A 25,810-nucleotide genomic window follows, 5' to 3' on the forward strand; every position below is an offset into this window, starting at 1 on the left:
AACAATAATTGTAGACGTAAATTGCGAATCATGTCAGCTTCCCCTCGTCATCCACGTGCAAGCCGCTTTTGCCGGCTCAATGAACCGAAAACAGGGATACCAACATGACACCACGCAAACTCTTGCTGACCGCAACCACGGCGCTGTCGCTGGCCTTTGGCGGCGCGGCGCAGGCCGAAACCTTTCGCCTTGGCACCAACGGCGACCTTTACGGCCTTGACCCCCATTCCATGACCGACAGCTTTACCGTGTCGTTCCTGAACCACATCTACGAGGCGCTGGTGCGCTATGATGCGGATCTGAGAATTGAACCGGCGCTGGCCACAAGCTGGGAACAGATCGACGAAACCACCGTGCGCTATCACTTGCGCGAAGGCGTCAAATTCCACGACGGTCAGAATCTGACCGCCGAGGATGTCGTTGCCTCGGTCAACCGTGCCGCGCATGAAGATTCGCCCATTCGCGGCAACATCGCGGGTCTTGTCGGGGCCAAGATGGTGGACGACATGACCGTCGATCTGCTGCTGGACGGGCCGAACCCGCTGCTGAACAACTTTCTGACCAACATCCTGATCTTCGATGCGGGCTGGTTGAAAGAGCACGACGCGCTGGACCCCATCGACGCGCAAAAAGGCGAAGAAGGCTATACCACCTCGCACGCCAACGGCACCGGCCCGTTCCATTTCGTGTCACGCACCCCGGACGCGCAGACCGTTCTTGAGGTCAACGAAGGTTGGTGGGACACGCCAAAACACAACATCACCCGCATCGAGCTGAACCCGATCAACTCGGACGCCACCCGTGTGGCTGCGATGCTGTCGGGCGAGTTGGATATGATCGTGCCCTCGCCCCTGCAAGACTCCAAGCGCATCGAGGCGACCGAAGGTATGCACGTGCTCGAGGCGCCCGGACTGCGCGCGATCATGATGGGCTTTAACCTGAGCGATCAGTTGAACAATGCCAGCACCGAAGGCAATCCGCTGCAAAAGGTCGAGGTGCGTCAGGCATTGGTCCATGCGATCAGCTATGATCTGCTGCGCGACAAGATCATGCGCGGCAAATCCCGCAATCTGGGCACGCTTGTCGCCCCGCAAGTGCCCGGCTTTGACGACGCGAACGATGAAATCCCCGCCTATGATCCCGAACTGGCCAAGCAGATGCTGGCCGACGCGGGCTATGCGGACGGCTTCAGCTTTAACATGAACTGCCCGAACGACAGCTACGTCAACGACGCGGCGATCTGTCAGGCGCTGGCCGCGATGTTCGCACGTGTGGGCGTCAAGGCGGACCTGACCGCCGAAACCAAGGCGATCCATTTCGAACACGCCCGCGCCAACGAGACGGATATGTTCATGCTGGGTTGGGCCACGCTGCCGATGCTGGACGGCTATTCGGTGCTGTCGGCCATGCTGCACACCCCCGGCGGGCAGATGGGCACCTGGAACCCCGGCGGCTATTCCAACGTCGAAGTGGATCGCCTGACCGAAGCCGTGGCCACCGAACTGGATGCGGACAAGCGTCTGGCGATGATGACCGAAGCCTTTGCCATCGCCAAAAGCGAGGTTGCATGGCTGCCGCTGCACGCACAGCCGCTGTCGTGGGCCGCGCGTGACGGTGTGAGCATTCCGCAAACCGGCGACGACAAAGCGCGCCTGTGGCTCGCGCGGATCGACTGACCCCTTCGTGGCGGGTGCATGCGTGCCCCCGCCACCTTCCCTCATTCCTGCCGGAGGCCGCCATGTTCGCCTTTCTTCTCAGACGCATCGTCCAAGCCGCCCTTGTGATGCTGGTTGTTGCGTCAATTGCCTTTTTGATGTTCCGCTTTCTGGGCGACCCGATCTCGAACCTGTTGCCCGAAGATGCAACGGTCGAAGAACGCGCGGACCTGCGTGAAAAGATGGGGCTGAACGACCCCTTCGTGGTGCAATACGGACGTTTCATCGCGAACGCGGCCCAAGGGGACTTTGGCCAAAGCTACCGCAACAACCGCCCTGTCTCTGACCTGCTGGCCGAACGGTTTCCTGCAACAGCCGAACTTGTGCTGGTCGCGGCAAGCCTTGCATTGGCCTTGGGTATCCCCTTGGGCATCTACACCGCACTGAACCCGCGCGGCTGGATCAGTCAGGGGTTGCAGGTTGTGTCGCTGCTGGGGATTTCGGTGCCCACATTTGTCACCGGCATCCTGCTGATACTGCTGTTTTCCGTGACGCTGGGGTGGCTGCCCAGTTTCGGACGCGGCGGGGTTGTGGACCTTGGCGGTTGGACCACCGGTTTCCTGACACTCTCGGGGCTCAAGGCGCTGATCCTTCCGTCGATCATGCTGGCCCTGTTCCAGATGACCCTGATCATGCGGCTGGTGCGTGCCGAAATGCTTGAGGTGCTGCGCGCCGACTATATCAAGTTCGCCCGTGCACGCGGCATGCCAAACCGGATGCTGCATTTCAAATACGCGCTGAAAAACACGCTGATCCCGGTGATGACCATTTTCGGCCTGCAACTGGGCGGGCTCATCGCCTTTGCCATCATCACCGAGACGGTGTTCCAGTGGCCGGGCATGGGCTTTTTGTTCATTCAGGCCGTGAACTTTTCCGACGTGCCGGTCATGGCCGCCTATCTGGTGCTGGTGTCGTTCCTGTTCGTCGTCATCAACACCATCGTCGACCTTTTGTACCACGTCGTTGATCCCCGCCTGCGCGTCGAGAAATCGACCGCGCGCGGCGTCTGAGGAGACCCCCTATGTCCACTTTCATGCCTATGCTCTATTCCGCCTGGGACAGCGACATCGCCTATAGCTTCCGCAAGTCGCGGGTTGCGGTGATCTCGACGCTGCTGTTGCTGGCGATGTTTCTGGCGGCAATCCTTGCGCCCCATCTGGCGCCGCAAAACCCCTTTGATATTGCCGAGCTAAGCCTGTTCGACAGCGAACTGCCCCCCGCCTGGGCCGAGGGCGGCAACCCCGCCTATCTTCTGGGCACCGACACCCAAGCGCGCGACGTATTGTCGTCGATCATGTACGGGATGCGCATTTCGCTGGTCGTCGGCTTTGCCAGCGTGCTTCTGGCCGCCGTGCTGGGTGTCACGCTGGGCCTGCTGGGCGGCTTTCTGGGCGGGATCGTCGATGCGGTGCTGATGCGCATTGCCGATGTTCTGCTTAGCTTTCCGCCGATCCTTGTGGCGTTGCTGATCAACGGCGTTCTGCGCGGTGCGCTGCCACAATCGGCGCAGGCGGATTCGGCGCTGATCGTGCTGATCCTGTCCATCGGGCTGACCAACTGGGTGCAATATGCACGCACCGTGCGCGGCTCGACCATGGTAGAGCGGCGCAAGGAATACATCGAAGCGGCGCGCACCCTTGGCACCGGATCGGTGGCCATCATGGTGCGGCACATCCTGCCCAACGTGCTGGGGCCGGTGCTGGTGATCGCCACCATCAACCTTGGCATGGCGGTACTGACCGAAGCGACGCTAAGCTTTCTGGGAGTCGGCATGCCGCCAACCCAACCGTCGCTGGGCACGCTGATCCAGATCGGCAACGAATTCCTGTTTTCCGGCATCTGGTGGGTCGTCGTCTTTCCTGCTGCGGCACTGGCCGTGCTGGTGCTGGCTGTGAACCTGCTGGGCGACTGGCTGCGCGACGCGCTTAACCCGAAACTGAGGTGAGGTGAGATCATGACCCTTCTAGAACTCGACAATATCGTCGTAGAATTCCCCACCCGCCGTGGCCCGCTTGAGGCCGTCAAGGGGCTGAGCCTTGAGCTGGACGAGGGACAGATCCTTGGGCTGGTGGGCGAAAGTGGCGCGGGCAAGTCCATCACCGGCGCCGCGATCACCGGCCTGATCGAGCCGCCCGGCCTGATCCGGTCGGGTCAGGTACGCCTGCGTGGGCAGCGGATCGACAACCTTGCGCCCGAAAAAATGCGCCGCATCCGGGGCAAGGAAATCGGGGCGATCTTTCAGGACCCGCTGACCAGTCTCAATCCGGTTTACACTGTGGGCGAACAGTTGATCGACACGATGCGCGTGCATCTGGGGCTGGATCACAAAGCCGCCCGCAAGCGGGCCATTGACTGGCTGGCCGAAGTGGGCATTCCCGCCCCCGAGGCACGTCTGGACCAGTACCCGCACCAGTTTTCCGGCGGGATGCGTCAGCGGGTCGTCATTGCATTGGCCCTGTGTGCTGAACCGAAACTGATTATTGCGGACGAACCGACCACGGCGCTGGATGTCAGCGTGCAGGCGCAGATTCTGGCCCTGCTGAAACGCCTGTGCCGCGAGAACGGCACGGCGGTGGTTCTGGTCACCCACGATATGGGCGTGATTGCCGAAACCGCCGACCGTGTGGCGGTGATGTACGCAGGCCGGCTGGTCGAGATCGGGGACGTGGCGCAGGTCATTCAGGACCCGCTGCACCCCTATACCAAGGGGCTGATGAACTCGATCCCGCAGATCGGCAACCGCGACGCCCGCCTGACCCAGATCGAAGGCGCGATGCCCGGTCTGCGCAACCCCGCCCCCGGCTGCGCCTTTGCGCCGCGTTGCCCGCAAGCCATGGACACCTGCCGCACCCTGCGCCCTGTCCCCGTGGACGCAGGCAGCGGTCAGGTCGCCTGTCATCTGTTCGGAGAGGTTCAATGAACGATCAAGCACAAAGCCCCGACATCCTGAGTGTCCGCAAGGTTTCCAAGCGTTTCGACATATCCGAGCCGTTCCTGAACCGTCTGCTGGAACGCCGTCCCAAGCGCATTCTGACCGCCGTGGACGAGATCAGCTTTGACGTGCCGCGCGGCAAAACCTTTGCCGTGGTGGGTGAATCCGGCTGTGGCAAATCCACCGTTGCGCGTCTGTTGATGGGTCTGCACACGCCCAGCGCCGGGGCAATCCATTTCGAAGGCAGCGACATCACCCACATGGCCCCCGGCAAGCCGCCTGCGTTGCGCCGCCGGATGCAGATGATCTTTCAGGACCCCTTTGCCTCGCTCAACCCGCGCTGGCGGGTGCGTGACATCATCGGCGAGCCGCTGAAGAATTTCGGCATCTGCAAGACCCGCGCCGAAGTTACGCAAGAGGTGGAGAAACTGCTGGTACAGGTGGGCCTGAATGCCGCCGACGCCAAGAAGTTTCCGCACGAATTTTCGGGCGGACAGCGTCAGCGTCTGTCCATTGCCCGCGCCCTGACCACGCGCCCCGAACTGCTGATCTGCGACGAGCCGACCTCGGCGCTGGATGTCAGTGTGCAAAGCCAGATTTTGAACCTGATGAAGGACCTTCAGGACGAATTCGGCATGAGCTATATCTTTATCAGTCACGATCTGGCCGTGGTCTGGTACATGGCCGACGTTCTGGCGGTGATGTATCTGGGCAAGATCGTCGAGGTCGGCCCGAAAGAGCAGATTTTCGAAAACCCTCAGCATCCCTATACCCGCCTGCTGATGGAAACCGTGCCAAAGCTGGCCATCGGCGGCGTCGAGCGCGCACCTGTCGCTGGTGAGGTGCCAAACCCGATCTCGCCGCCTTCGGGGTGCACATTCCACCCGCGCTGCCCGCTGGCCAACGAAAGATGTCGCACCGTATCGCCCGAGTTGAATGTCAGGGCCGGTGGTGCGCACTCTGCATGTCATGCGGCAGAAGAAGGACGGTTGCCGTCCTGGGCACGCATGGCAGCGGAGTAGACACGATGGAATTTGATTTTACAGCACTTCCCGAACAGGACCGCTATCGGTTGCTGTCCAACTTTGTCGCCCCGCGCCCCATCGCGCTGGTCACGACGCTGTCGGCAGACGGGGTGGCGAATGCGGCCCCGATGAGCTTTTTCAACGTGTTCTCGCAAGATCCGCCGATCCTGATCCTGGGCATCCAGACGCGCCCCGACGGCACCGTCAAGGACACCGTTGCCAACATCGACGCGAGCGGATCGTTCTGTGTGAACATGGTGGACATGGCCCTGGCCGAGGCGATGACCGTTTGCGGCATCAGCTATGAACCCGACGTGGACGAGATTGCCACCGCGGGTCTGACAATGACCCCCGCGACGCAGATCAACGGCGGCTGGATCGCGGAAAGCCCCTGCGCGATGGAATGCAAGGTGGCCGAAACCATCCGCTACGCACGGCGCGTGATCATCCTGGGCGAAGTGGTGCAGATGCACGTGCGCGACGCCTGTCTGGATGCCGCGGGCCGTTACGTGAACCCCGAAACCTATCAGCCCATCGCGCGGCTGCACGCCGACAATTACATCACATCCGACCGTCAGTTCGAGCTGAAAGCCCCTGCGCAGCCTCCTGTCGGCATCAAAAGGAAAACCCCCTCATGAAAGTTTTGCTGGTCAATCCCAACTCGACCCGCGAGATGACCGACGCCATCGCGCGCACCGCGCGGGCGCTGTCCGGTCCGGGCATCGAGGTGATGGCCGTGACCGCGCGCGGCACGCCCGCCAGCATCGAAGGCTATGCCGACGAAGCACGCGCCGTGCCCGCGATGCTGGACGCGATCCTCGAGGCCGAGCGTCAGGGTGCAGCGGCCCATGTCATCGCTTGCTTTGACGACCCGGGCCTGGACGCCGCCCGCGCGGTGGCCAGCGGGCCGGTGGTGGGCCTGTGCGAGGCGGCGCTGATCGCTGCTGGACGAGTGGCCAAGCGGTTCTCGGTTGTGACCACCCTGCCCCGCGCCGTGCCGATCATCGAGGATCTGGCAGGTCGCTACGGCTGCGGGCGCAGCCTGCGCCGTGTTCATGCTGCCGACATTCCGGTGCTGGATCTGGAAACCGATCCGGACCGTGCGCTGCCACTGATCGCGGCCAAGATCCGGCAGGCGGTCGAGCAGGACGGCGCCGAAGCCGTCGTGCTGGGCTGTGCGGGCATGAGCGCCCATCTCGAACTGCTGAGTTGTGACGCCGGTGTGCCGGTGATCGACGGCGTAGGCTTTGCCATCCGCATGGCGGCGGGTCTGGCGGGCACCGGCCTGATGACCAGCAAGACCGGCGCCTATGCGGTGCCCCGCCTGAAACAGACCGTCGCGGGCCAATTGGCCCCCGCACCCCACACTTGACCAGACAGGACACAGACATGCCCGACCGTTTGCTTTTGAAAAACCTTCGCCTGATGGGCGCGGACCCTGTGGATGTGCTGATCGAAGGTGGCCGTATCTCGCAAATTGCGGCAGCCATCGCGCCACGAACCGACGACACGGTGGAACATTGCGAAGGGGCGCTTGCCCTGCCCGGACTGGTCGACGCCCATGCGCACCTGGACAAGACGCTGTGGGGCATGCCGTGGCATCCGCACGCCCAGGGCAAAAGCCTGCAACAGATGATCGACACCGAGCGCAGCTTGCGGCACGAACTGGACATGGACGCCGCCCGCCAGTCCGCGCGGCAGGTGACGCTGGCGCTGTCCAAGGGGACGACCGCCATCCGCAGTCACGTGGACATCGACACCGACCACGGGCTGAAGATGTTCGAGGGCGTGGCCGAAACCCGCGCCCGCTTTTCCGATGTGATGCAGATCGAAATCGTGGCCTTTCCGCAATCAGGCATGATGATCCGCCCCGGCACCGTCGAGTTGATGGATCAGGCGCTGCGCGACGGTGCGGATATTGTCGGCGGGCTGGACCCCTGCGGCATCGACCGCGACCCCAAGGGGCAGCTCGATGCTGTTTTTGGACTGGCCGAGAAACACGGCAAACCGGTCGACATCCACCTGCACGAAGCGGGTGAATTGGGCGCGTTCAGCCTGGACATGATCCTGGACCGGACCCAGGCGCTGTCGATGCAAGGCAAGGTCACGGTCAGCCACGCCTTTTGCCTGGGCATGAACGACACCGCGCGGGTGAATGCGCAACTGGACCGGATCGCGACCCTTGGCGTGTCGTTGGCCACCACCGCGCCCGCATCGCGGCCCGTGCCGTCGGTTGCGGCCTGCCGTGAACGGGGTATTGCCATCTGCGCGGGCAACGACGGCATCCGCGACACGTGGACCCCTTATGGCAACGCCTGCATGTTGGAACGCGCCATGCTGGTCGGTCTGCGCAACAACTTCCGCGCCGATACCGAGATCGCCTGGGCGCTGGACACCTGCACCACCGACGGAGCCCGTGTGATGGGCCTGAACGCCTATGGGTTGGACGTGGGCAGTCGCGCCGATCTGGTGCTGGTCAATGTCGAAGCCCTGTCCGAAGCGGTCACATTGCGCCCCGACCGGCGGTTGGTCATTTCAGGCGGGCAGGTCGTGGCACGCGCCGGCGAAACCCTTGCCGCATGGCAAAGCGCATGAAACGCACCGCTCTGACCGCACGCTGGGTGGTGGGCCACGCGGATGGCAGCCACAGGCTGTTCCGAAACGGCACCGTTGTCGTCGAAGGCACCCAAGTGCTGTTCGTCGGCCACCGCTTCGACGGTCCCGTGGACGAAACGATCGACTTTGGCGCGGCGATGATCGGCCCCGGCTTTGTCGATCTGGACGCTTTGTCCGATCTGGACACCACCGTTCTGGGCTATGACAACCATCCTCCCGAACTGAAGGGACGTGTCTGGCCGCAAAGCTATCTGCACGCAGGCCCGCGCGAGATGTACACGCCGGACGAGCTGGCATGGCAGAAACGCTATGCCTTTACCCGCCTGATCCGCAACGGCATCACCACAGCCCTGCCCATCGCGTCGCTGTTCTACCGCGCATGGGGCGAGACGGTCGCGGAATTCGAGGCCGCCGCCGATGCTGCCGCAGACCTGGGCCTGCGGGTCTATTTGGGACCAGCCTATCGCAGTGGCAATCTGGTGGTCGGGACCGACCGCAAAATCGGTTTTCACTATGACGAAGCGCGCGGGCTGGACGGCCTGGACGCCGCGGCCCGGTTCATCGACAGCCACGAGAACACCCGGAACGGGTTGGTGCGCACAATGCTTGCCCCCGACCGGATCGAGACCTGCACACCCAAGCTGCTGCGGCGGAGTGGTGCGCTGGCGCGCGACCACGACGTGCCGGTGCGCCTGCATTGCTGCCAGTCGCGGCTGGAATACGATCTGGTCGTACAGCAGCACGGCAAAAGCCCGCTGGAATTGCTACGCGACACTGAATTCTTTGCCCGCAGCACGATCCTGCCGCACGGTCTGTTCCTGTCGGGGATCAACGGCATCACCTATCAGGCTCCCGATCTCGACATCCTTGTCACTTCAGGTGCGGCACTGGCCCACTGTCCGCTGGTGATGGCGCGCAGCGGCAAGGTGATGCAATCCTTTGCGCGGTTCCGGGACTTGGATGTGACCATCGGCATGGGCACCGACACCCATCCGCCTGACATGATCCAGAATATGGCGGTCGGCGTAATGACGGCGCGCATCGCCGGGGGCGACGTCACAGCCGTTCGCGCAGCCGATTACTACGACGCGGCCACGCTTGGCGGTGCAGAGGCGTTGCAACGCCCCGATCTGGGACGGCTGGCCCCGGGATGCGCCGCGGACCTGAACGTGATCCGGTTGGACACGCCCGAGATGGGTCAGGTGATCGACCCCATCCAAACGCTGTTGCTGAACGGATCGGGCCGCGATGTGTCCGACGTGATGATCGCAGGCCGTTTCGTGATGCGCGACGGTATCATTCCCGGCGTCGACGCAGCGGCTGATCGCGAACGCGCACAAGCGCAGTTTGACAGGATGGTGGCGCAATACCCTGACCGAACGCTGTTCCACCCGCCCCTCGACCAGATTTTCCCGCCCAGCTATCTGCTGGGCTAGAGACTGCTGGAAAACAGGACGCACTTGCGATGGACGGTGTTGCGCAACTAAAGCTTGAAGCGTGACGTTCCCTTTTCGCTATAGCCTTAAGCCACGCGGACGATCTCGGCGGCGCCGAAGGCTGAAAGGCGGTTCTTCAGTGCGGTGCGGATCTGAACCGTCAAAATCTTTTGCCTTCGGACGGCGTCGCGCACGCCACCACTGCCCAAATCCGACCGGCCATCTTCAACAGGCTGGCCACCTCCCGGTCGTCTGCCTGAGCTGATGGTCAGGCAGAACTGGATCGCCGCACCTGAGAACACCTCAGTCCGACCGGGGCTGCTGCCATGCGACGCGCGCCGGATCATGTCCTTGTCCAGCCAGATCAGCAGTGATCCGCGCTTGCGCAGCAACGCTGTGTAGCTGGACCAGTTCGTCGTGCGGTAGCGGGCGGGTATCGGTTTGCGCATGCGCCCTGCCTGAACGATCAGGTGGTATTCATTACACCAAAAAGTCGGGACGACCCGTCATCAATCTGTACCGGCCGCACATCGTCTCAGGAGACTGTCAGATTTTAACCGGATACCAAGACTTCTACCCTCTCTGGCAATAACCACCCTATGACACCGAACAAAGCCGCAGCGCGTCATAGACCGCCGCGTGAATGTTGCGCGACGATTGGGCGTCGCCAATCCGGTGCAGCTCGAACCCTTTGCCATTGTTGGGCTGGGCGCGCAGATCCTTGAGCGCGTGAAGGTCGGTGACCCCGTCATTGGCCGATTGACCACGCAGGTCCTCGAACAGTTCGTTCATCGGCAAGGTGCCCATTTCGACAATCACCTGATCGTAAACCTGACGGGAGACCTCATGAGTCAGCTCGTTTATCAGCGCAGCTTCCAGCTTGTTGCCTTTGCGCGTCACACCGGTCAGCCGCAAGTTGCCCTCAGGGCGCAAGCCGGATTTGGCAAACTCTTTGTGCCAGCGGGTCGATTCAGGATAGACAAGGTCCTGACCGATGTTCACGTCGATCGTCGCCAGCCGCACGTTTGCACCTTCGGCCTGTGCCATCTGCGCGGCCAGCAGTGCGGGATGCCTGCCGGTGTTGTCCCAGATCAAAACGTCAGAGGCGGGTTTGACCTGTCGTCCTACGATGTCCCAAGCGCTTTGCACCAGATCACTGCCTGCACCGAATTCGGTCTGCGGGATGCCGCCCGTGGCCAGGATGACCAGATCGGGGTCAAGGGCCGCGATACTGTCCATGTCCATGTAGCGGTTGCATTCCACCGTGACGCCCAGAATTTCCAGCTCGGCCAGACGCCAGTCGATGATGCCGATCAGATCACGCCGCCAGTCGGAGGCAGCCAAAAGAACCTGACCACCCGGTTGTGCCGCCGCTTCAAACAGTCGGACCTTGTGGCCACGTTCGGCCAGCACGCGCGCCGCTTCCAGACCGGCGGGTCCGGCCCCAACGACAACCGCATTGCGCGGTGTCTGTGATGTTTCGATCCGGTGGCCAATGGTCAGCTCGCGCCCCGTCGAAGCGTTGTGCAGACATTTCGGGCGGTGCTGCGACTGACAATGCCCCGCTCCGACACAGGGCCTGATCCGGTGCTCTTCGCCGCGCAGCAGCTTGGCCACCATATGCGGATCGGCAATATGCGGCCGGGTCAACCCCGCCAAGTCCACGTGCCCTTCTGCGACAGCAAATCGGGCCGAGGCCATGTCAGACAGTTTCGCCGCGTGGAAGACCGGCAGATTGACCGCGCGTTTGAACCGGCCCACCGCCGCAACCCAGGGTGCTGCGGGCGTGCCCATGCCGGGAAACACTTCTTCGGACAGCGACCGTGATGTGTCCATCGAGCCGAACAATGCGTTGAAAAAGTCGACCGCACCTTCACGTTCCAGAATTTGGGCCGCCGCCAAACAGTCGTCGGCTGACAATTCGCCGTCGATGCCCTCGTCCACCACATAGCGCATCCCGACGATAAAATCGTCGCTCACATTGCGCCGTATCTCATCATGAACCATCAGTGCAAACCGAACGCGGTTTTTCAGCGACCCGCCAAACCGGTCGGTCCGGTGGTTGGTCTTGGGTGACAGGAATTGACCTATCATATGCCCCGAGGCCAGTGTTTCGATCCCGTCAAGCCCGCCTTCCTCGCAGCGCCGCGCGGCTTGACCATAAGCTTTGACAACCCGCGCGATGTCATGTTCATCCATCTCGCGGGGGATACCGCGGTGCAGGGTTTCCCGGATCGGTGACGGGCCGATTGGCGGCAACCAGTCCTGCGCATAAGGGTCGCCACGCCGCCCCAAGTGGGTGATTTGGCACATCAGCGCAGCCCCCTGCGCGTGCATCCGTTCGGAAAACCGTTGCAGGTGCGGAATGATCGCGTCAGTGCCGACATTGAGCTGCTGAAAGATGTTCGGACTGTCGATGTCCACATTCGACGATCCGCCGAACATCGAAAGACCGATCCCACCCCGCGCCTTTTCCTCGTGATAGGCCTGATAGGCCTCTTGCGGGAAGCCGTCCTTTTCCAGGCCACAGGCGTGCGAAGTGCTCATGATACGGTTGCGCAGAACCAGTTTCTTCAGCTTCAGCGGTTGCAAAAGCGGGTCTTTGGCGCGGGTTGGGCTGTGGATGGTCACGACAGTTTCCTGTATTAATGTTCGTCTCTCGCCGAGTGGACGCTCAAAGCACCTTGGACAGGAATTCTTGCGTGCGCGGGTCTTGCGGGGTTTCAAAAATCTGAGACGGCGGGCCGCTTTCCACGATGCGCCCGGCGTCGGTGAAATAGACCCGGTCCGAAATCTCGCGGGCAAAGCCCATTTCGTGCGTCACCAGCATGCAGGTCATGCCGTCACCCGCCAGATCCTTGATCGTCACCAAAACCTCTTTGACCGTTTCGGGGTCAAGTGCTGCGGTCACCTCGTCGAACAGCATCACGTCGGGACGCATGCACAGGCTGCGCGCAATCGCGACGCGCTGTTGCTGCCCCCCTGACAGTTCAGCGGGATAGGCATCTTCCTTGTCGCGCAGCTTGACCTTGGCCAGCAGGGCGCGGGCGCGTTCCTTAACCTCGTGGCGGTTTTCCTTAAGCACCAGCAGCGGCGCCATCATCACGTTCTGCAAAACCGTGCGGTGCGGGAAAAGGTTGTACTGCTGGAACACGATCCCCACCTTGCGCCGCAGCGCCAGTTTGTTGAGTTTGGCATCGTGCACCTCCAGCCCTTCGACCTTGACCGATCCCTTGGTGACCGGTGTCAGCCCGTTGATGGTGCGGATCAGCGTAGACTTGCCAGACCCTGACGGCCCGATGATACAGACCACCTCACCTTTCATCACGTCGATGTCGATGCCTTTGAGAACCTCGAAGGTGCCAAAGCTTTTGTGGACACCGTGCAGCGACACGATGGGCTGCGCGGAGGTCCAGGTATTGGTAGGGGAGATAGTCATAAAGTCTCCTGTCAGGACACCGCCGCAAAGCGTTTCTCAAGCCGGCGGGTGTAAACGGATAGCGGATAGATGAAGACAAAGAAGATCGTCATCAGGAACAGATAGAAGGGGATAAGGAATTCGGGCCGCGAGCCGGCGGCTTCCATCGCCGCCTGCGTATTGCCCAGTGCCTCGTTGACACCCAGAATTGCGGCCATCGGTGTCATCAGCGTCAGCAGAGCGTACCAGTTCATCCAAGGCGGCAACATCCGGCGGATACATTGCGGCAGGATAACATGGCGCAGCGTCTGAGCGCGGGTGAACGCAAGGCTTTCGGCGCTTTCCCATTGGCCAGATGGGATCGACACGACCGCGCCGCGCAGGATTTCGGAAACATTGGCCATGACCGGCAAGGCAAAGCCAAAGGTTGCCTTGACCCAATCGGGAATCATCACCTTGTCACCCCCCGGCAAGGTGATCTGGAACGGCACAAGGAACATTATCGCAAACAAGATCACCAGCCAGGGCGAGTTGCGAAAAAGGTTTGTGACAAGCTTGGCGGGCACCCGGATCAGAGCGACGGGGCTGATCTGCATGAATCCCAGAATGACGCCCGTGATTGTAGCAAAGGTCATGGCCAGAACGCTCATCAGCAGGTTCAATCCGAATCCTTTCAGAATGAAGGGCATCCAGATCACCAGCGAGGCCAGCGCCGAAGGGCGACCGGCTGATCCGTCCTGTGCCATCGCGCCGACAGCCGCCAGAAGACACAGACCGGCGGCCAGTACGGGGGCACGCCACGTCACGCGGGTTACGGTCCAGTTTGACATCATTGACCGTACCCCGGCAGCGCAAGTTTGCGTTCGATGGCGGTCATGATCCGGGCGATGATCGCAATCAGAACGATATAATAGACAAAAAGAAGCAGCATCATTTCCGGCACGTTCAGGCTGTCGGACCAGATACCGCTGAGCGAATACGTAATTTCGGGAACCGCAATCACGTAAGCCAGCGAAGATGTCTTGGCGAGCGAGACGATGTTGTTTGTCAGCGCAGGCAAACAGATACGCACGGCCAGTGGGAAGGTGACATAAACGAATATCTTGAACCCCGAAAACCCAAGCGCCTCGGCCGCTTCCTTTGTCGAATCCGGCACCGCTTCGATCCCCGAGCGGAAGATTTCAACGTTGTAGCTGCCACCGAAAATGCCGATTGCAATAACCGCCCAGCCAAAGCTGCCGATCATCGGCTCGTACCAGCCCCCCATATCGACCTGCGGTGTGATCGCCCCCAGACCGAAGTAGAAGAACAGCAACTGCACAATGGGCGGTGTGTTGCGGAAGATTTCGATATAGGCCGCCACGACCCAGCGCACGGGTCGCAAGCGCGAGGTCTGTGCCCCGGCACCAATCACCCCGATCACCAGAGAAAGCGCGATGATTGCAGTGATAAGCTTGATCGAAACCCACATTCCCTCCATCAGCCGACCCCAATCATAGGAATCGTAAAACGTTGAGAAGTTGAGCCCGGTGGTGTCATTTAGCCGCTCGAAAAACGGCGCGATAAGGTCCAGCACGGGTGTCATCCTGTTAGGCGGTCAATCCGGGGGGACGTGGTCCCCCCGCATGTATCAGTTTTCCAGATAAGAGCTGTCGTACTGCAACTGGTCATGCATGGCAGCGATCCAAGGGGACGGTTTGACACCCCACTTTTCTTCCAGCGCGATCAACGTGCCGTCCTTGTGCCAGTTATAGGCCATGCCGGACATGAAGGTGCCCCAAATGCCGTTCTGCTCTTCGATGGGGACCGCAAGACCCCAGGGGTTCGAAAACACGGTGTCGACCGGCATTTCATAGCCTTCCCACTCACCGCTCGCGATATCAGCCGAGATCGAAGTGTCGTCATAGACCCACGCCACGCATTTGCCCGAACGCAGGGCTTCCTTGGCTTCGGTGTTGCCGCCAAAGGCCACGACATTTGCACCGAACTCGACTTCGGCGATCTTGTTGTAGAAGACGCCCTGTTTGCCGCAAACCGGCTTGCCCCGGATGTCATCCCACGAACTGATCACACCGGTTTTGGCCATCAGCGTCGGGCCAGAAGTCCAATAGGCAGGCTCGACGATACCGACAACCTTGCGACGGTCGGGGCGGTCGGACATGGCGCCGATCAGCAGGTCGATCTTGCCCTGTTGCAGAAATTCCATGCGGTTTGCCGAAGAAATCACCACGGTTTCCAACGTCACACCCATGCGGTCGGCGACGGTTTGCGCCAGGTCCACTTCGATCCCCTGCACGGCGCCGTCGGGTGCACGAAACGCCCAGGGTTTAAATGCGCCTTGCACGCCGACGCGTAGCACACCGCGCTCAAGAACGTCCTTGAAGCGGTCGTTTGTCACATCCTGCGCCAGCCCCGTCGTGGCGGTCAAAGCCGCCAAAGCGATGGTACCTAGCAATGTTTTCATCATGTTCATTGGTTTCTCCTTGTTGGTATTTTCATGGTCGCATTGCCGGTTGATCCGGCCTTTTCCTGTCGTGCCGTGGCACGCAGAATTCCGTCTCTTGTCGCTTCAGGAATGCCTCGATCTCCGAGGTTTTGGCCTGTTCGGTCCAGCCGAACAGCGGGGCAATCGTGTCGGCGGTCTGCGTTGCATCCTCGCGGCTGACCATCCCCGACCAGATCGCACCGGTCCGACGTGCCAGAACCGCATAAAGGTCCGGCGCATGTTCATGGGTCACGGCCAGCGTCACCGCGTCGGTCGGGGCTTGTGTGGTATGGCCCAGACCAACCGTCGCGCGGGCTTTGGGCGGGCCGATCCGCGCGGCGACCTCGGACAACATGCGTCGTCCTGCGCTGCGCAGGCTCATTACCGGCCCTGCGGTCATTGCCAATACGTTTTCAAATCCCTGTGGTGCCAGATCGTGCACCTTGCGTTCACGCGCGCCCATCGGGCGCTGTGCATCCTCGGTCAGCGGGCGCACGCCGGCCCAGCATTGTTCCACGTGCTTCAGCGTCAGGCCGAGCCCCGGCAAAAGATGGTTCGCCTCGCCCAGCAGGAACTCAAGATCGGCGCAATCGGCATGCACATTGCGTGCGTCGCCTTCAAAGGGCGTCTCGGTCGGGCCGAAATAGAACCGGTCCTGCCCCAGCGGCAGGCCATAGAAGGGGTGACCGCCCCGATGCACCGTGGCGATCCCCCGGTCGGCGAACCCTTCAGGCAGCCGCACGATGATATGCGCACCCTTGGTCCCGCGCACCAGACGCTTGCCAAAACTGGCAAGCCCGTCTGCCCAGCTTCCGGCCATATTCAGAACCACGCGGGCACGCACTTCGGTGCTGTCGTCAGGGCCATCAAGCCCCACACGCCAGATCCCTTCTGCGTCCCTGCCCCGCAATTCCGCACGGGTCATCAGCCGCAGCTTTGCACCGCGGGCCTCTGCGTCCAGCGCATTGTCGATGCACAGACGCTCGGGCGCGGTGAACAGATACTCGCGAAAGCTGACCATGCCGCGCAGCCTGTCCTGATCGCGCAAGTGACGACCGATGGGATGCACCCGCGTGGCAATGGCGTCGCGCGACCTGATGTCCAGCGGAACCCCGGACGGACCAATCTGCCGCAAAAGTCGCAGACCGGCCTCAAGCTGCCAGCGTGGAAACGGACCGTCGCGCCAGACCGGAAACGACAGCTCTATCGCCCGCGTACCAACTGTTTCGTCCTGCGCCAGTTCGGCCCGCGCCTGCATCGCATCGCGTGCCATACGCAACGCCCGCGCAAACCGAATGGGATGGCGGATCGCGTTTCTGACCGGTTCGGGGTTCTCAAGATAGCGCAGCCCGCAATGCAACATGCGCGATGACCGACCGCTGGCGCCCGATCCCAGATCTTCGGCCTCGACCAGCATCACTTTGTACCCTGCACCGGCCAACGCGCGCAGCGCTGCCGTGCCATTGACGCCGCCTCCGACGATGACGGCATCAAAGATTTGCGCACAGCATTCTGGTGGCTGGTTCAGGTTCATGGACCGTACTAGAGCAAATCACCCATTAGAATCAAAATGCAAAGTTAACCTTTCAATATCCGTTTTGCGCATACTGAACCAAGGCGCGCTTTACCCCATTCCGGCAAGCACCTCGTCCCTCAGCGTTTCCGCATGGCCGATCAGCTCGGTTGCCAGAACCGTCGGCGTGCGCGTGTCGGGCTCAAGCAGGGCAAAACGGCACGGGATCTGCGGCAGAAAGGGCCGGAACACGATGCTGGGGTCGCGGTTGGCCCATGCAGTGAAGGGATCAACCACAGCCAATCCCAACCCGCGTTTGACCATGCTGCACATCGGGGCGGACATGGTTGTCTCGGTCAGTTGCTGCGGGATGATACCGGCGCCCTGCATGATGTCGTCAAAGATACGCCGCGCCGAAACCGATACCGTCCAGCCAATCAGGCGTTCACCCGAAAGATCTTCCGGCCGCACGACCTCGCGGTCGGCAAGTGGATGATCCGCCGGGATCGCGGTGATATAGCTGGTGTCGGCAAAAAGCCGGGTGTGAAAACCCGAAAGCTGGAAGGGTGTCTCGGCCAGACCGAAATCAACCTGCTGCGTGGCCACCCATTTCTCGACGCTGACCGACATCCTGACATTCAATTTGACCCGCGCCAGCGGCCGCTCTTGTGAGAACCTCGAAATAACCTCGGGCAGAAAATCCAGTCCAAGCGCCGGCAGCGCGGCGATACGGACACCGCCATCCGCGCCCTCTTCCATGCGGCGGCTGAAGTCATCCAGCGAGGACAGCGTCACAAACAGGCGCTCCACCTCATCCAGCAGCAGATGCGCCGCGTGGGTGGGAACGACCCGACCCTTTCGCCGCTCGAATAACTTGACGCCGACGCTGCCTTCCAATTTGTCGATCATCCGGCTGACCGCAGGCTGGCTGCGCCCCAGAACCTCGGCGGCACCGGAAATGGTCCCTGTGCGCATCACAACCTGGAACGCCTCGTAAATGGAAGGGTGCAGTCTCATTTGCCCGCCCCTGGTTCCAGCAGCGCATCAACACCCAACGCCGGATAGCGCGTGGCGATGGCCATCAGATCGGACTGAATTTCACTGACCAGCCAAGTGCTGACGTCTTGCACCACATCGGCATGGTCACCAGTCGTTCGCGCCAGAATGCGGCATTCACGTCCGGGGCAAACCTGTTTGTTCACCGCTGGAACCAATTGCTCTTCGTTCATCCAGTGGCTGACGATGTTCATCCAGCCCGCGGCGATCCCCTGCCCCAAAAGTGCGGCCTGAATCACAACGGAATAATCCGAAAACCCCAATTGCGCCTCGCGCCGCAACCCCATGCCGACCATCAGATCGGCCAGCTCGTCCGAGGCCTCGCCTTCCAGCCGGATCAGCGCGGGACCGTCCTTTGGCGGCGGGCTCAGATAGCCGGGCGCGCAGACAGGGACATAAGACTCACGCATGACAAACCGTCCGGCAGTATCTGGAACAACGCCATAGCGCATGGCAATATCCACGCCATTGGTCGGCCCCATGACCTGACCTGCAATAAGCTGAAACCGTAGATCGACGTCAGGAAAGCGCGCCTGAAACCGCGAGATCCGCGGCATCAGCCAATGCGTCGTGAAGGCGGTAGAGACTGACAATGTGACCTGCACCTTGCCGGTCCGGCGCTCTTCGATCTGGTGAAGAACGCGATCAATCTGCAAGAACGCTGATTCTACGGCGGTTTTCAGCATTCTACCGCTTTCCGTCAGCCGCGCACCCGGTTTGCCGCGCAGGAACAATTGCGCGCCAAGATGCTCTTCCAGACCCGCAAGCGCGCGACTGACAGCAGGCTGGGTCACGTTCAGCTCTTCCGCGGCGCGGGTGAAATTTTCATGCCGCGCCGCCGCTTCAAACACAAAGAGCGCATTGGCAGAGGGCAATTTACGACGCAGTCCATTCATTACCACAGTTTATGGAAACCCTCAGAATTTGGCAATTGCCCATTTCACAGCATCTGAACCATATTCGCCGCAACGCAACCGCCCTGAGGGGCCTCCAGCATGAGGGTTTCATGGATTTCACCCCTTTCAAAGTTCTGACGTTCGACATTGTCGGCACCTGCATTGATTTCGAAAAGGGCGTACTTGACGCTGTCCGGCGGATTGGCGGTCGCCCTGATCTGTCCGACGACGACATCTTTGGCCCCTACATGGCGGGCCGAGATCTGAACTATGGCCGCTCAAGCGAAGTCTTTTCCGATGTCTATATGCATCTGGCAAAAGAGCTTGATCTGGTCGCAACGCCCGAGGCGGCGCGCGACTTTCAACTCTCGGTGCTGGAGTGGCCGGCCTTTGCAGATTCAGTCGAGGCGCTGGCCCGTCTGCGCACCCGATTCCGGCTGGTTGCGATGACCAACGCCGACCGCACGGCCTACACCTCTTATGCGCATCGGTTGGGGCTGCCGTTCCACGATGCCGTCACTTGTGACGAGGCCCAATGCGCCAAGCCGAACCCCGAATTCTTTGCCTTTAACCGCGGGCGACAGTCGGCACACGGCTACAAGCAAAGCGAAATCCTGCACGTCGCGCAAAGCCAGCACCACGACATCGGCGTCGCAAAATCGCTGGGCTACACAACTTGCTGGATCGAACGGCGGCATGATCAGGCAGGCTACGGTGCCACGCCCGATCCCGCGACATTCACCGAACCCGATCTGCGCGTGCCTAGCCTGGGTGCGTTGGCTGATGCCGTGTTCGCAACAGCATGACCGTGCTGCCGCCGCCAGCGAAATCGCTCTGGCGTGACCAGATCGGAAGCGGGGCTGATTTCCCCGCGTTGACGCAGGATATTTCCTGTGACGTTGCGATCGTGGGCGGCGGCTATACCGGCCTGCACGCGGCACTGACCCTCGCCGCCGCGGGGCTTAGCGTCGTGGTGCTGGAAGCCGGGATGCCTGGGACAGGCGGCAGCGGGCGAAACGGCGGCGTCGTCTCTGCCAAGTTCAGGCGCGGCTTTGCCGAAATGGCCAAATCCGAAGGGATCGACATGGCACGCCGAATGCATGACATTGCGACAGGCAGCGTCGATCATCTGATCCGTAGCATTGACGATCTTGACCTTAAAGACACCGGCTTTCGCAAGGATGGCGCACTGAAATGTGCCCATTCCGCAAAGGCGTTCGACCATGCCCGGCAAGAAGCCGACTGGCTGCGCGATACGCTGGGCGACACCGGTTTGCAGGTGCTGGACGCCGATGCGGTGGCGGCTGAAACCGGCTCTTCCCATTTTGTCGGTGGCGTGTTGCAGAACGGTGCGGGCACCATTCAGCCGCTGGCCTATCTTTTGCAACTCTGGGCCGCGGCGCAGGCGCGCGGGATTGCGCTGTTTTCCCAAACCTCGGCGCTTTCCATTGACGAGCGCCAAGGTCAGGTAGCCATTCCAACACCCGGTGGCACAGTGACGGCGGATCGGGTGCTGCTTGCTACCAATGCCTATTCCTGGCTGACATCTGCGGCCAAACCCGTCGCGCGCAGTCTGGTTCCGTTTCGCAGCGCGATGATCGCGACCGAACCGCTGTCCGAAGACCTGGACCGCCGCCTGCTGGGCAAGGCCCGAAGCTACACAGAGACACGGCGCATGATGCGTTGGTTCCGAAAGGTGGACGGGCGGATCATCTTCGGCGGGCGCGGTGCATTGGGTGCAGTCGACGCGCCGGCCGCATTTCAACGGCTTGCAACCGCGATGGTCAAGATTTTCCCTGACCTGCGCGAAACGTCCATCGAACACCGTTGGTCCGGACAGGTCGCCCTGACCTTTGACGGACTGCCCCATGCGGGGGCCATGTCACCGCGCGTAACCTATGCCGCCGGCTTCAACGGCACTGGCGTCGCTATGTCCGGATTTGTAGGCGACCAGATCGCCCGCCAGATGACCGGTCAGCCCCATGACCTTGGCATGATCGCACGGGCAAACCTGCCAAAGGTTCCGTTCTACCCTCTGCGTGCTGTGGCGGTCCGTGCCACCACATCCTATTATGAGATCCTGGACGCTATGGGCATGTAAGGGTGGCGCTGCCTGTCTGACGTCAGCGCCCGCGCACTTTAGCGGACGTGCGCGACAGACATCATCAACGTCAGTGTCCTATGGGACGGCGCCGTTACGCCAGCGCCGCAACGCAGGGCTGAATGAGGTGCGCGCTGTACAGTGTCCGCAAAGTTCGGTGACCTAATCGCCCGCAAACAAGCAATTGTGCCCTTAAACCAGTGCGAAACACTGCCTAAGGGACATTGCACACCCATACGGCACCCAATGAACAGACGCGCTTTTTTGCACAACGCTGAAAGCACAAAGTATGGAATATCTTCATTTTGTAATAGTGGTGCCCGGGGGCGGAATCGAACCACCGACACGAGGATTTTCAATCCACTGCTCTACCCCTGAGCTACCCGGGCACGGGTGATTGCGTTGCAATCGGGGTGAGGCGGTTTCTAGGGGGGTTGGCGGGCGGTGTCCAGAGGCTTTTTAACCAATATCGTCAATGCGGTTTGCGCACCTCTGCTTCCAGCGCGTCCAGTGCTTTTTCGATGTCTTCGGGATCATTGGACGGCACCGCGTAATCACCGTTTGCCCAGCGGCCCAGATCAATATCCGCGCAGCGGCGCGAGCAGAAGGGGCGGTATTTGTGCACAGTTTCAGATTTGCAGATCGGACAGGTCATACGGCCTCGGGTGGCAGCGGCGCGCGGGCGCGTTTGCGTTGCAGTTCCATGTGGCCCAGCGGGGTCCAGCCCACCAGCGCCGTTTCAATCGTATCGCCACGCAGGGCGGCGCGCAGCGCGCTTTCAAAGGTGCGGCGGTCCTTCTTGGGCATGGGTGCCAGATCCATCACGATCTGACCGCCAAGACCGCGCACACGCAGGGCTGTGGGCAGGGCACGGGCGGCCGCAAGGTTCGCTTTCAGCCCGCCCGCCAGCGAGGCGTCGTTGCCGGTGTTCACGTCCACGGCGACCAGCGCGCGGGTTTCCTCGACATACATCGACGCACCGCCGCCCAGATCGACCCACGCGCCACGCGCCGCGTCGATGGCATCCAGCACGCTGTGCGCGTCAAAGCTGCCTTCGTCGGTCACCACCTCTGCCGGATCGGTCCAGTCGCGCCAGGCCAGAATATGCGGGCCGTCGCCTTCGGTCAGCACTTCGGCGCCGTGGCCAGCGTCGTCCAGCACGGTTTGGGCCAGCGTCGCCATCGCCAGAATGTCGTCGGCAATGTCGTCCGCATCGGCGTCGGCGCAGCTTGAGCGCAGAATCAGCCCCAGCTCGCGGCCTTCCGCTGCAACCGGGGCCATCGTTTCGTGCGCGATCTCCAGCAGCGTGTCGCGCAGATCGTCGTCGCGGATCGACCGCGAGACATTCAGCCCGGGCGCATCGGGGGTGATGATGGCATAGCGGCTTTTGAACAGCAGCTTTTGCGTCACCGGAATCGCCTTGCCCGGCTCGGCATAACCCGACACCTGCACCAATATTTCCTGCCCCGGCGCCAACCCCTTGATCTGGCGCAGGAACGCGCTGCCATCGGGGGTTTTCAGGAACATACCGCCCTGCCCTTTGACGGGCTTGTCGGCAATCGCGCGGTACACGGTGCCGGGACGGGGCGCGTCGCTGTCGATGATCAGATCGTGCAGCTTGCCATCGACCATCAGCGCGGCCGCTTCGGCCCCGTCCAGATGGTCCAGAATGATCGTATTGCCCTTCATGTGCTTCCCCAAAGCTTGACGCCGGCCGCGTTCAGCAGCCCGGCGGTTTCGGCCAGTGGAAGGCCAACAATGCCGGTAAACGACCCCGAAATCCACGGGATCAACGCGCCGGCAGGCCCCTGAATGCCATAGCCGCCTGCCTTGCCCTGCCAATCGCCGGTGGCCAGATAGCCGTTCACCTCGTCGTTCGACAGAACCTTCATGCGCACGGTGCTGACCACGTCGCGTTCCCACAACCTATCGCCCCGGCGCACGGCCACAGCCGTAATCACGCGGTGACGGCGGCCCGACATGGCCCACAGGAACGCCGCCGCTTCGGCTGCGTCCGCAGGTTTGCCCAGAATGCGCCGCCCCAGCGCCACGGTGGTGTCGGCACATAGCACAACGTCATCCGCATCCGCCTGAACAGCGGCGACCTTCTCGCGGGCCATCCGCTGGCAATAGGGGCGCGGCAGTTCGCCCGCCTGCGGAGTTTCGTCGATGTCGGGGGCGCGGATGTCGTCAGGCACAACGCCAATTTGTCCGAGAAGCTCTTTGCGTCTCGGACTGCCTGATCCCAGTACAAAGGCCACTTTGGCCTTACTTGAAACGGTAGTTGATCCGACCCTTGGTCAGATCGTAGGGGGTCATTTCGACCTGTACTTTGTCGCCAGCCAGAACACGGATGCGGTTTTTGCGCATCTTGCCTGCCGTGTGTGCGATGATCTCATGGCCGTTTTCAAGCTCGACCCGGAACGTCGCATTGGGCAGAAGTTCTTTCACGACACCGGGAAATTCGAGCGTATCTTCCTTGGCCATGGTCTCTCCATATGCAATCCGTCCGCTGAAATTTGCGGACAAGGGGGTAAATGCGCCGATTGGCCCCTGTTTTCAAGGGCTATTCGCGTAATTTACACACAAGCGCGGCATCGCTGCGCGAATCCTGCCGTGTCCAGTTGCGCCGGTTCAGAACCACGCCGTCGGTGCGGGCGTGCGCAATGGTCTGCAAATCGACCTGCGCATAGGTCCATCCGGGCTGGTTTATTTCGCCCACGGCCAGCACGCCAGTGTCGGGAAACCCCTTGTCCGGCGGGCCATAAATGCCGCCTGCGCCCACGCTGATGTCCACCGCAGGCGACCAGTCTGCCGGGCCGACAACCGACGACATGACGGTAACGCATTGGGTTTCCAGCGCACGGGCCATCGCCCCGATGCGCACACGCCAGTAGCCTGACAGCGCCTCGGTCACCGACGGAATCAGGATCAGGTCGGCGTCACTCAGGGCGCGGGCCAACAGGGGAAACTCACTGTCATAACAGATCAGGATGCCCATTTTGCCCAAGGCGGTGTCGAACAATTGCAACGCGTTGCCCGGCACCACGTCCCACACCTCTTCCTCGAATCGCGTCATGATCTGCTTGTCCTGCACCCCCACCTGCCCTGTCGGTGCAAACAGGCGCGCGCGGTTGACGGGACGCTGACCAGCGGCAGGCACATAGGGCGCCGAGGCCGCAAGGATATGTACCTTATACTCTGCCGCCAGCTTCACATGCAGCGCGTCGGCTTCCGGCAACCGGTCGGACACCGCGTGCAGCGATGCCTCAAGGTCGGCAGCAACGTCCAGCCCCGCCAGCGTGGCCAGCTCCATCGCGCCGTATTCGGGAAACACCAGCAAATCGGCCCCCTGCCCGGCGGCCTCGGACACCCATTTCGTCAGCTTGGCCTCGTAGTCGGCCCAGGTTTGGAACACGTCCAACGGGTAGGATGCGGTTGCGATTTTCATGACGGCTCCGTGCGCTGTTCAGATGGGTTTAGCGCCAAGTGTCGCGCGATTTCGACCCACCTGCAAGGCGATGAAACATTGGGCCTTACATCACGAAAGCCAAAGATAGAGATTGTAAAAGTTCTATGAACGGTTGACCCAGCGCCCGCGAAGTTTCACAAAACCCGAAACTGGAGACAACAGCGATGATCAGCAAGGGCGTCACCCTGCGCGGCTTGGAAGTGTTCGAGGCGCTGGCCTCGACCGGATCGGTGGCGCAAGCCGCCGCTGTCACCGGCCTAAGCCAGCCCGCGGTCAGCCAGCAGTTGCGCAATCTGGAAACCGCATTGGCCACCGATCTGATCGACCACGGCAAACGGCCCATGCGCCTGACCCCTGCGGGCCACAGCTTTTTGGGGCGGGCCGAAGCGGCGCTGGCGCAGTTGCGACTGGCGCAAAGCGAGCTGGCGGTGATGGATCTGGCGCATCTCAGCGCGCTGAGCATCGGGTTGATTGACGATTTCGACAACGACCTGACGCCGCGACTGGTGACGATTCTGGCCGACAGCCTGACGCACTGCAAATTCAAGCTGATCACAGCCCCCAGCCACAAGATCCTTGAGGACATCGCCGACAAGAAGCTGCACCTGGCGATTGCGGCCAGTGCGGGCACGGTGACCGAGGGTGTGCTGGAGTACCCGCTGGCGCGCGATCCCTTCATCCTGGTCGCGCCCAAGGGGGCGATCAAGGGCGGCGACGACGTGATGGCGCAATTGGTCAACCTGCCCTTCCTGCGCTACGAAAAAAACCAGTTGATCGGCCGACTGATCGAGGCGCATCTGGCGCGGCAAAAGCTGGATCTGCCCGAACGGTTCGAGATTGGCAGCCATCTGGCGCTGATGGCGATGGTGGCGCGGCGCATCGGCTGGGCGGTGACGACCCCGCTGGGCTATATGCGCGCGGTGCGGTTCCATGACGAGGTTGATGCCTTTACCCTGCCGTTCAAACCGTTTGCGCGCACCATTTCTTTGTTCGCCGGGGCCGACTGGGCGGGTGAAGTGCCTGCCAGCGTGGCCCAGACCATGCGGCGGCTGATTGATGCGCATATGATCACCCCCGCGCTGGCGCAATTGCCCTGGCTCGCGGGCGATTTGCGGGTGCTGGACGGTTGACCGGACCCGCCCTGC

General features: G+C 61.7%; 25 protein-coding genes, 1 tRNA gene and 1 pseudogene. 12 read left to right on the plus strand and 15 right to left on the minus strand.

Annotation, left to right across the window (positions count from 1 at the left end; genetic code table 11):
• Positions 1-104 precede the first annotated feature (104 nt).
• The 9 genes from AAC077_RS14440 (at position 105) to AAC077_RS14480 (ending at position 9,724) form a co-directional block, all read left to right on the plus strand.
• Positions 105-1,676, plus strand: a complete 1,572-nt coding sequence (locus AAC077_RS14440) for an ABC transporter substrate-binding protein (protein WP_339770791.1) — start codon at positions 105-107, stop codon at positions 1,674-1,676.
• Positions 1,677-1,738: 62 nt separating this feature from the next.
• Positions 1,739-2,725, plus strand: a complete 987-nt coding sequence (locus tag AAC077_RS14445) for an ABC transporter permease (protein WP_028954768.1) — start codon at positions 1,739-1,741, stop codon at positions 2,723-2,725.
• An 11-nt stretch (positions 2,726-2,736) separates the two neighbouring features.
• Complete coding sequence (locus AAC077_RS14450) at positions 2,737-3,660, plus strand: ABC transporter permease (protein ID WP_339770794.1); 924 nt, start codon at positions 2,737-2,739, stop codon at positions 3,658-3,660.
• A gap of 9 nt (positions 3,661-3,669) precedes the next feature.
• Positions 3,670-4,635, plus strand: a complete 966-nt coding sequence (locus AAC077_RS14455) for an ABC transporter ATP-binding protein (protein ID WP_339770796.1) — start codon at positions 3,670-3,672, stop codon at positions 4,633-4,635.
• Positions 4,632-5,669: an oligopeptide/dipeptide ABC transporter ATP-binding protein gene (locus AAC077_RS14460; protein ID WP_339770798.1), complete on the plus strand. Its 1,038-nt coding sequence runs from the start codon at positions 4,632-4,634 to the stop codon at positions 5,667-5,669. Before AAC077_RS14455 ends, AAC077_RS14460 begins: the two co-directional genes overlap by 4 nt.
• A 5-nt stretch (positions 5,670-5,674) precedes the next feature.
• Positions 5,675-6,310, plus strand: coding sequence for a flavin reductase family protein (locus tag AAC077_RS14465; protein ID WP_339770799.1), 636 nt, complete (start codon positions 5,675-5,677; stop codon positions 6,308-6,310).
• Positions 6,307-7,044, plus strand: a complete 738-nt coding sequence (locus tag AAC077_RS14470; protein WP_339770801.1) for an aspartate/glutamate racemase family protein — start codon at positions 6,307-6,309, stop codon at positions 7,042-7,044. The genes AAC077_RS14465 and AAC077_RS14470 overlap by 4 nt, the downstream gene beginning before the upstream one ends.
• Before the next feature lie 17 nt (positions 7,045-7,061).
• On the plus strand, positions 7,062-8,267 hold the full coding sequence (locus AAC077_RS14475) for an amidohydrolase family protein (RefSeq protein WP_339770803.1): 1,206 nt from the start codon (positions 7,062-7,064) through the stop codon (positions 8,265-8,267).
• Positions 8,264-9,724 carry a chlorohydrolase family protein gene (locus AAC077_RS14480; protein WP_339770805.1) on the plus strand — a complete coding sequence of 487 codons (1,461 nt, stop codon included), beginning with the start codon at positions 8,264-8,266 and terminating at the stop codon, positions 9,722-9,724. The genes AAC077_RS14475 and AAC077_RS14480 overlap by 4 nt, the downstream gene beginning before the upstream one ends.
• Before the next feature lie 214 nt (positions 9,725-9,938).
• Here the strand turns inward: AAC077_RS14480 and AAC077_RS14485 are convergent.
• From AAC077_RS14485 to AAC077_RS14525, 9 genes and pseudogenes are all read right to left on the minus strand, one after another.
• A pseudogene (locus AAC077_RS14485) lies at positions 9,939-10,173 on the minus strand (transposase); the annotation flags it as partial.
• 148 nt (positions 10,174-10,321) lie between these two features.
• The gene (locus AAC077_RS14490; RefSeq protein ID WP_339770807.1) at positions 10,322-12,355 is read right to left on the minus strand and encodes an NADH:flavin oxidoreductase; all 2,034 of its coding nucleotides are present in this window, start codon (positions 12,353-12,355) and stop codon (positions 10,322-10,324) included.
• A 43-nt stretch (positions 12,356-12,398) separates the two neighbouring features.
• Complete coding sequence (locus AAC077_RS14495) at positions 12,399-13,163, minus strand: amino acid ABC transporter ATP-binding protein (protein ID WP_339770809.1); 765 nt, start codon at positions 13,161-13,163, stop codon at positions 12,399-12,401.
• 11 nt (positions 13,164-13,174) lie between these two features.
• Entirely contained in the window at positions 13,175-13,975 is an 801-nt protein-coding gene (locus tag AAC077_RS14500; protein WP_339770811.1) for an amino acid ABC transporter permease, read from the minus strand.
• A complete protein-coding gene (locus AAC077_RS14505) occupies positions 13,972-14,718 on the minus strand; it encodes an amino acid ABC transporter permease (protein ID WP_339770813.1) in 747 nt (248 codons plus the stop codon). The genes AAC077_RS14500 and AAC077_RS14505 overlap by 4 nt, the downstream gene beginning before the upstream one ends.
• 54 nt (positions 14,719-14,772) lie before the next feature.
• Entirely contained in the window at positions 14,773-15,615 is an 843-nt protein-coding gene (locus tag AAC077_RS14510) for a transporter substrate-binding domain-containing protein (protein WP_339770814.1), read from the minus strand.
• A gap of 22 nt (positions 15,616-15,637) precedes the next feature.
• A complete protein-coding gene (locus AAC077_RS14515) occupies positions 15,638-17,161 on the minus strand; it encodes an FAD-dependent oxidoreductase (protein WP_339770816.1) in 1,524 nt (507 codons plus the stop codon).
• 90 nt (positions 17,162-17,251) lie between these two features.
• On the minus strand, positions 17,252-18,157 hold the full coding sequence (locus tag AAC077_RS14520; RefSeq protein ID WP_339770818.1) for a LysR substrate-binding domain-containing protein: 906 nt from the start codon (positions 18,155-18,157) through the stop codon (positions 17,252-17,254).
• A complete protein-coding gene (locus AAC077_RS14525) occupies positions 18,154-19,092 on the minus strand; it encodes a LysR family transcriptional regulator (RefSeq protein WP_339770820.1) in 939 nt (312 codons plus the stop codon). Before AAC077_RS14525 ends, AAC077_RS14520 begins: the two co-directional genes overlap by 4 nt.
• Before the next feature lie 110 nt (positions 19,093-19,202).
• Between AAC077_RS14525 and AAC077_RS14530 the strand changes: the two genes are divergently transcribed.
• Both AAC077_RS14530 and AAC077_RS14535 read left to right on the plus strand, forming a co-directional pair.
• A complete protein-coding gene (locus AAC077_RS14530) occupies positions 19,203-19,898 on the plus strand; it encodes an HAD-IA family hydrolase (protein ID WP_339770822.1) in 696 nt (231 codons plus the stop codon).
• A complete protein-coding gene (locus AAC077_RS14535) occupies positions 19,895-21,193 on the plus strand; it encodes an FAD-binding oxidoreductase (RefSeq protein ID WP_339770824.1) in 1,299 nt (432 codons plus the stop codon). Before AAC077_RS14530 ends, AAC077_RS14535 begins: the two co-directional genes overlap by 4 nt.
• A gap of 314 nt (positions 21,194-21,507) precedes the next feature.
• Here the strand turns inward: AAC077_RS14535 and AAC077_RS14540 are convergent.
• The 6 genes from AAC077_RS14540 to AAC077_RS14565 all read right to left on the minus strand — a co-directional run bounded on the left by AAC077_RS14540 (position 21,508) and on the right by AAC077_RS14565 (position 24,644).
• A tRNA-Phe gene (locus tag AAC077_RS14540) sits at positions 21,508-21,582 on the minus strand.
• A gap of 83 nt (positions 21,583-21,665) precedes the next feature.
• The gene (yacG, locus tag AAC077_RS14545) at positions 21,666-21,848 is read right to left on the minus strand and encodes a DNA gyrase inhibitor YacG (protein WP_339770826.1); all 183 of its coding nucleotides are present in this window, start codon (positions 21,846-21,848) and stop codon (positions 21,666-21,668) included.
• Positions 21,845-22,882, minus strand: a complete 1,038-nt coding sequence (locus AAC077_RS14550) for a ribonuclease E/G (protein ID WP_339770827.1) — start codon at positions 22,880-22,882, stop codon at positions 21,845-21,847. The genes yacG and AAC077_RS14550 overlap by 4 nt, the downstream gene beginning before the upstream one ends.
• Positions 22,879-23,454: a Maf family protein gene (locus tag AAC077_RS14555; RefSeq protein WP_339770829.1), complete on the minus strand. Its 576-nt coding sequence runs from the start codon at positions 23,452-23,454 to the stop codon at positions 22,879-22,881. The genes AAC077_RS14550 and AAC077_RS14555 overlap by 4 nt, the downstream gene beginning before the upstream one ends.
• Positions 23,455-23,461: 7 nt before the next feature.
• On the minus strand, positions 23,462-23,680 hold the full coding sequence (infA, locus tag AAC077_RS14560) for a translation initiation factor IF-1 (RefSeq protein ID WP_005978431.1): 219 nt from the start codon (positions 23,678-23,680) through the stop codon (positions 23,462-23,464).
• A gap of 79 nt (positions 23,681-23,759) precedes the next feature.
• A complete protein-coding gene (locus AAC077_RS14565; RefSeq protein ID WP_339770831.1) occupies positions 23,760-24,644 on the minus strand; it encodes a carbon-nitrogen hydrolase family protein in 885 nt (294 codons plus the stop codon).
• Positions 24,645-24,829: 185 nt separating this feature from the next.
• Between AAC077_RS14565 and AAC077_RS14570 the strand changes: the two genes are divergently transcribed.
• Positions 24,830-25,795 (plus strand): LysR family transcriptional regulator, encoded by a 966-nt coding sequence (locus tag AAC077_RS14570; protein WP_339770833.1) that lies wholly within the window; start codon positions 24,830-24,832, stop codon positions 25,793-25,795.
• Positions 25,796-25,810: the final 15 nt, after the last annotated feature.

Origin of the sequence: uncultured Pseudosulfitobacter sp. (assembly GCF_963976325.1) — a bacterium.
Lineage (GTDB): Bacteria > Pseudomonadota > Alphaproteobacteria > Rhodobacterales > Rhodobacteraceae > Pseudosulfitobacter.

Bases quoted from the DNA above. Each gene is read 5' to 3' on its own strand.
- AAC077_RS14440 (WP_339770791.1), top strand. From the start codon at position 105: ATGACACCACGCAAACTCTTGCTGACCGCAACCACGGCGCTGTCGCTG.
- AAC077_RS14445 (WP_028954768.1), top strand. From the start codon at position 1,739: ATGTTCGCCTTTCTTCTCAGACGCATCGTCCAAGCCGCCCTTGTGATG.
- AAC077_RS14450 (WP_339770794.1), top strand. From the start codon at position 2,737: ATGTCCACTTTCATGCCTATGCTCTATTCCGCCTGGGACAGCGACATC.
- AAC077_RS14455 (WP_339770796.1), top strand. From the start codon at position 3,670: ATGACCCTTCTAGAACTCGACAATATCGTCGTAGAATTCCCCACCCGC.
- AAC077_RS14460 (WP_339770798.1), top strand. From the start codon at position 4,632: ATGAACGATCAAGCACAAAGCCCCGACATCCTGAGTGTCCGCAAGGTT.
- AAC077_RS14465 (WP_339770799.1), top strand. From the start codon at position 5,675: ATGGAATTTGATTTTACAGCACTTCCCGAACAGGACCGCTATCGGTTG.
- AAC077_RS14470 (WP_339770801.1), top strand. From the start codon at position 6,307: ATGAAAGTTTTGCTGGTCAATCCCAACTCGACCCGCGAGATGACCGAC.
- AAC077_RS14475 (WP_339770803.1), top strand. From the start codon at position 7,062: ATGCCCGACCGTTTGCTTTTGAAAAACCTTCGCCTGATGGGCGCGGAC.
- AAC077_RS14480 (WP_339770805.1), top strand. From the start codon at position 8,264: ATGAAACGCACCGCTCTGACCGCACGCTGGGTGGTGGGCCACGCGGAT.
- AAC077_RS14495 (WP_339770809.1), bottom strand. From the start codon at position 13,163: ATGACTATCTCCCCTACCAATACCTGGACCTCCGCGCAGCCCATCGTG.
- AAC077_RS14500 (WP_339770811.1), bottom strand. From the start codon at position 13,975: ATGATGTCAAACTGGACCGTAACCCGCGTGACGTGGCGTGCCCCCGTA.
- AAC077_RS14510 (WP_339770814.1), bottom strand. From the start codon at position 15,615: ATGAACATGATGAAAACATTGCTAGGTACCATCGCTTTGGCGGCTTTG.
- AAC077_RS14515 (WP_339770816.1), bottom strand. From the start codon at position 17,161: ATGAACCTGAACCAGCCACCAGAATGCTGTGCGCAAATCTTTGATGCC.
- AAC077_RS14520 (WP_339770818.1), bottom strand. From the start codon at position 18,157: ATGAGACTGCACCCTTCCATTTACGAGGCGTTCCAGGTTGTGATGCGC.
- AAC077_RS14525 (WP_339770820.1), bottom strand. From the start codon at position 19,092: ATGAATGGACTGCGTCGTAAATTGCCCTCTGCCAATGCGCTCTTTGTG.
- AAC077_RS14530 (WP_339770822.1), top strand. From the start codon at position 19,203: ATGGATTTCACCCCTTTCAAAGTTCTGACGTTCGACATTGTCGGCACC.
- AAC077_RS14535 (WP_339770824.1), top strand. From the start codon at position 19,895: ATGACCGTGCTGCCGCCGCCAGCGAAATCGCTCTGGCGTGACCAGATC.
- yacG (WP_339770826.1), bottom strand. From the start codon at position 21,848: ATGACCTGTCCGATCTGCAAATCTGAAACTGTGCACAAATACCGCCCC.
- AAC077_RS14550 (WP_339770827.1), bottom strand. From the start codon at position 22,882: ATGAAGGGCAATACGATCATTCTGGACCATCTGGACGGGGCCGAAGCG.
- infA (WP_005978431.1), bottom strand. From the start codon at position 23,680: ATGGCCAAGGAAGATACGCTCGAATTTCCCGGTGTCGTGAAAGAACTT.
- AAC077_RS14565 (WP_339770831.1), bottom strand. From the start codon at position 24,644: ATGAAAATCGCAACCGCATCCTACCCGTTGGACGTGTTCCAAACCTGG.
- AAC077_RS14570 (WP_339770833.1), top strand. From the start codon at position 24,830: ATGATCAGCAAGGGCGTCACCCTGCGCGGCTTGGAAGTGTTCGAGGCG.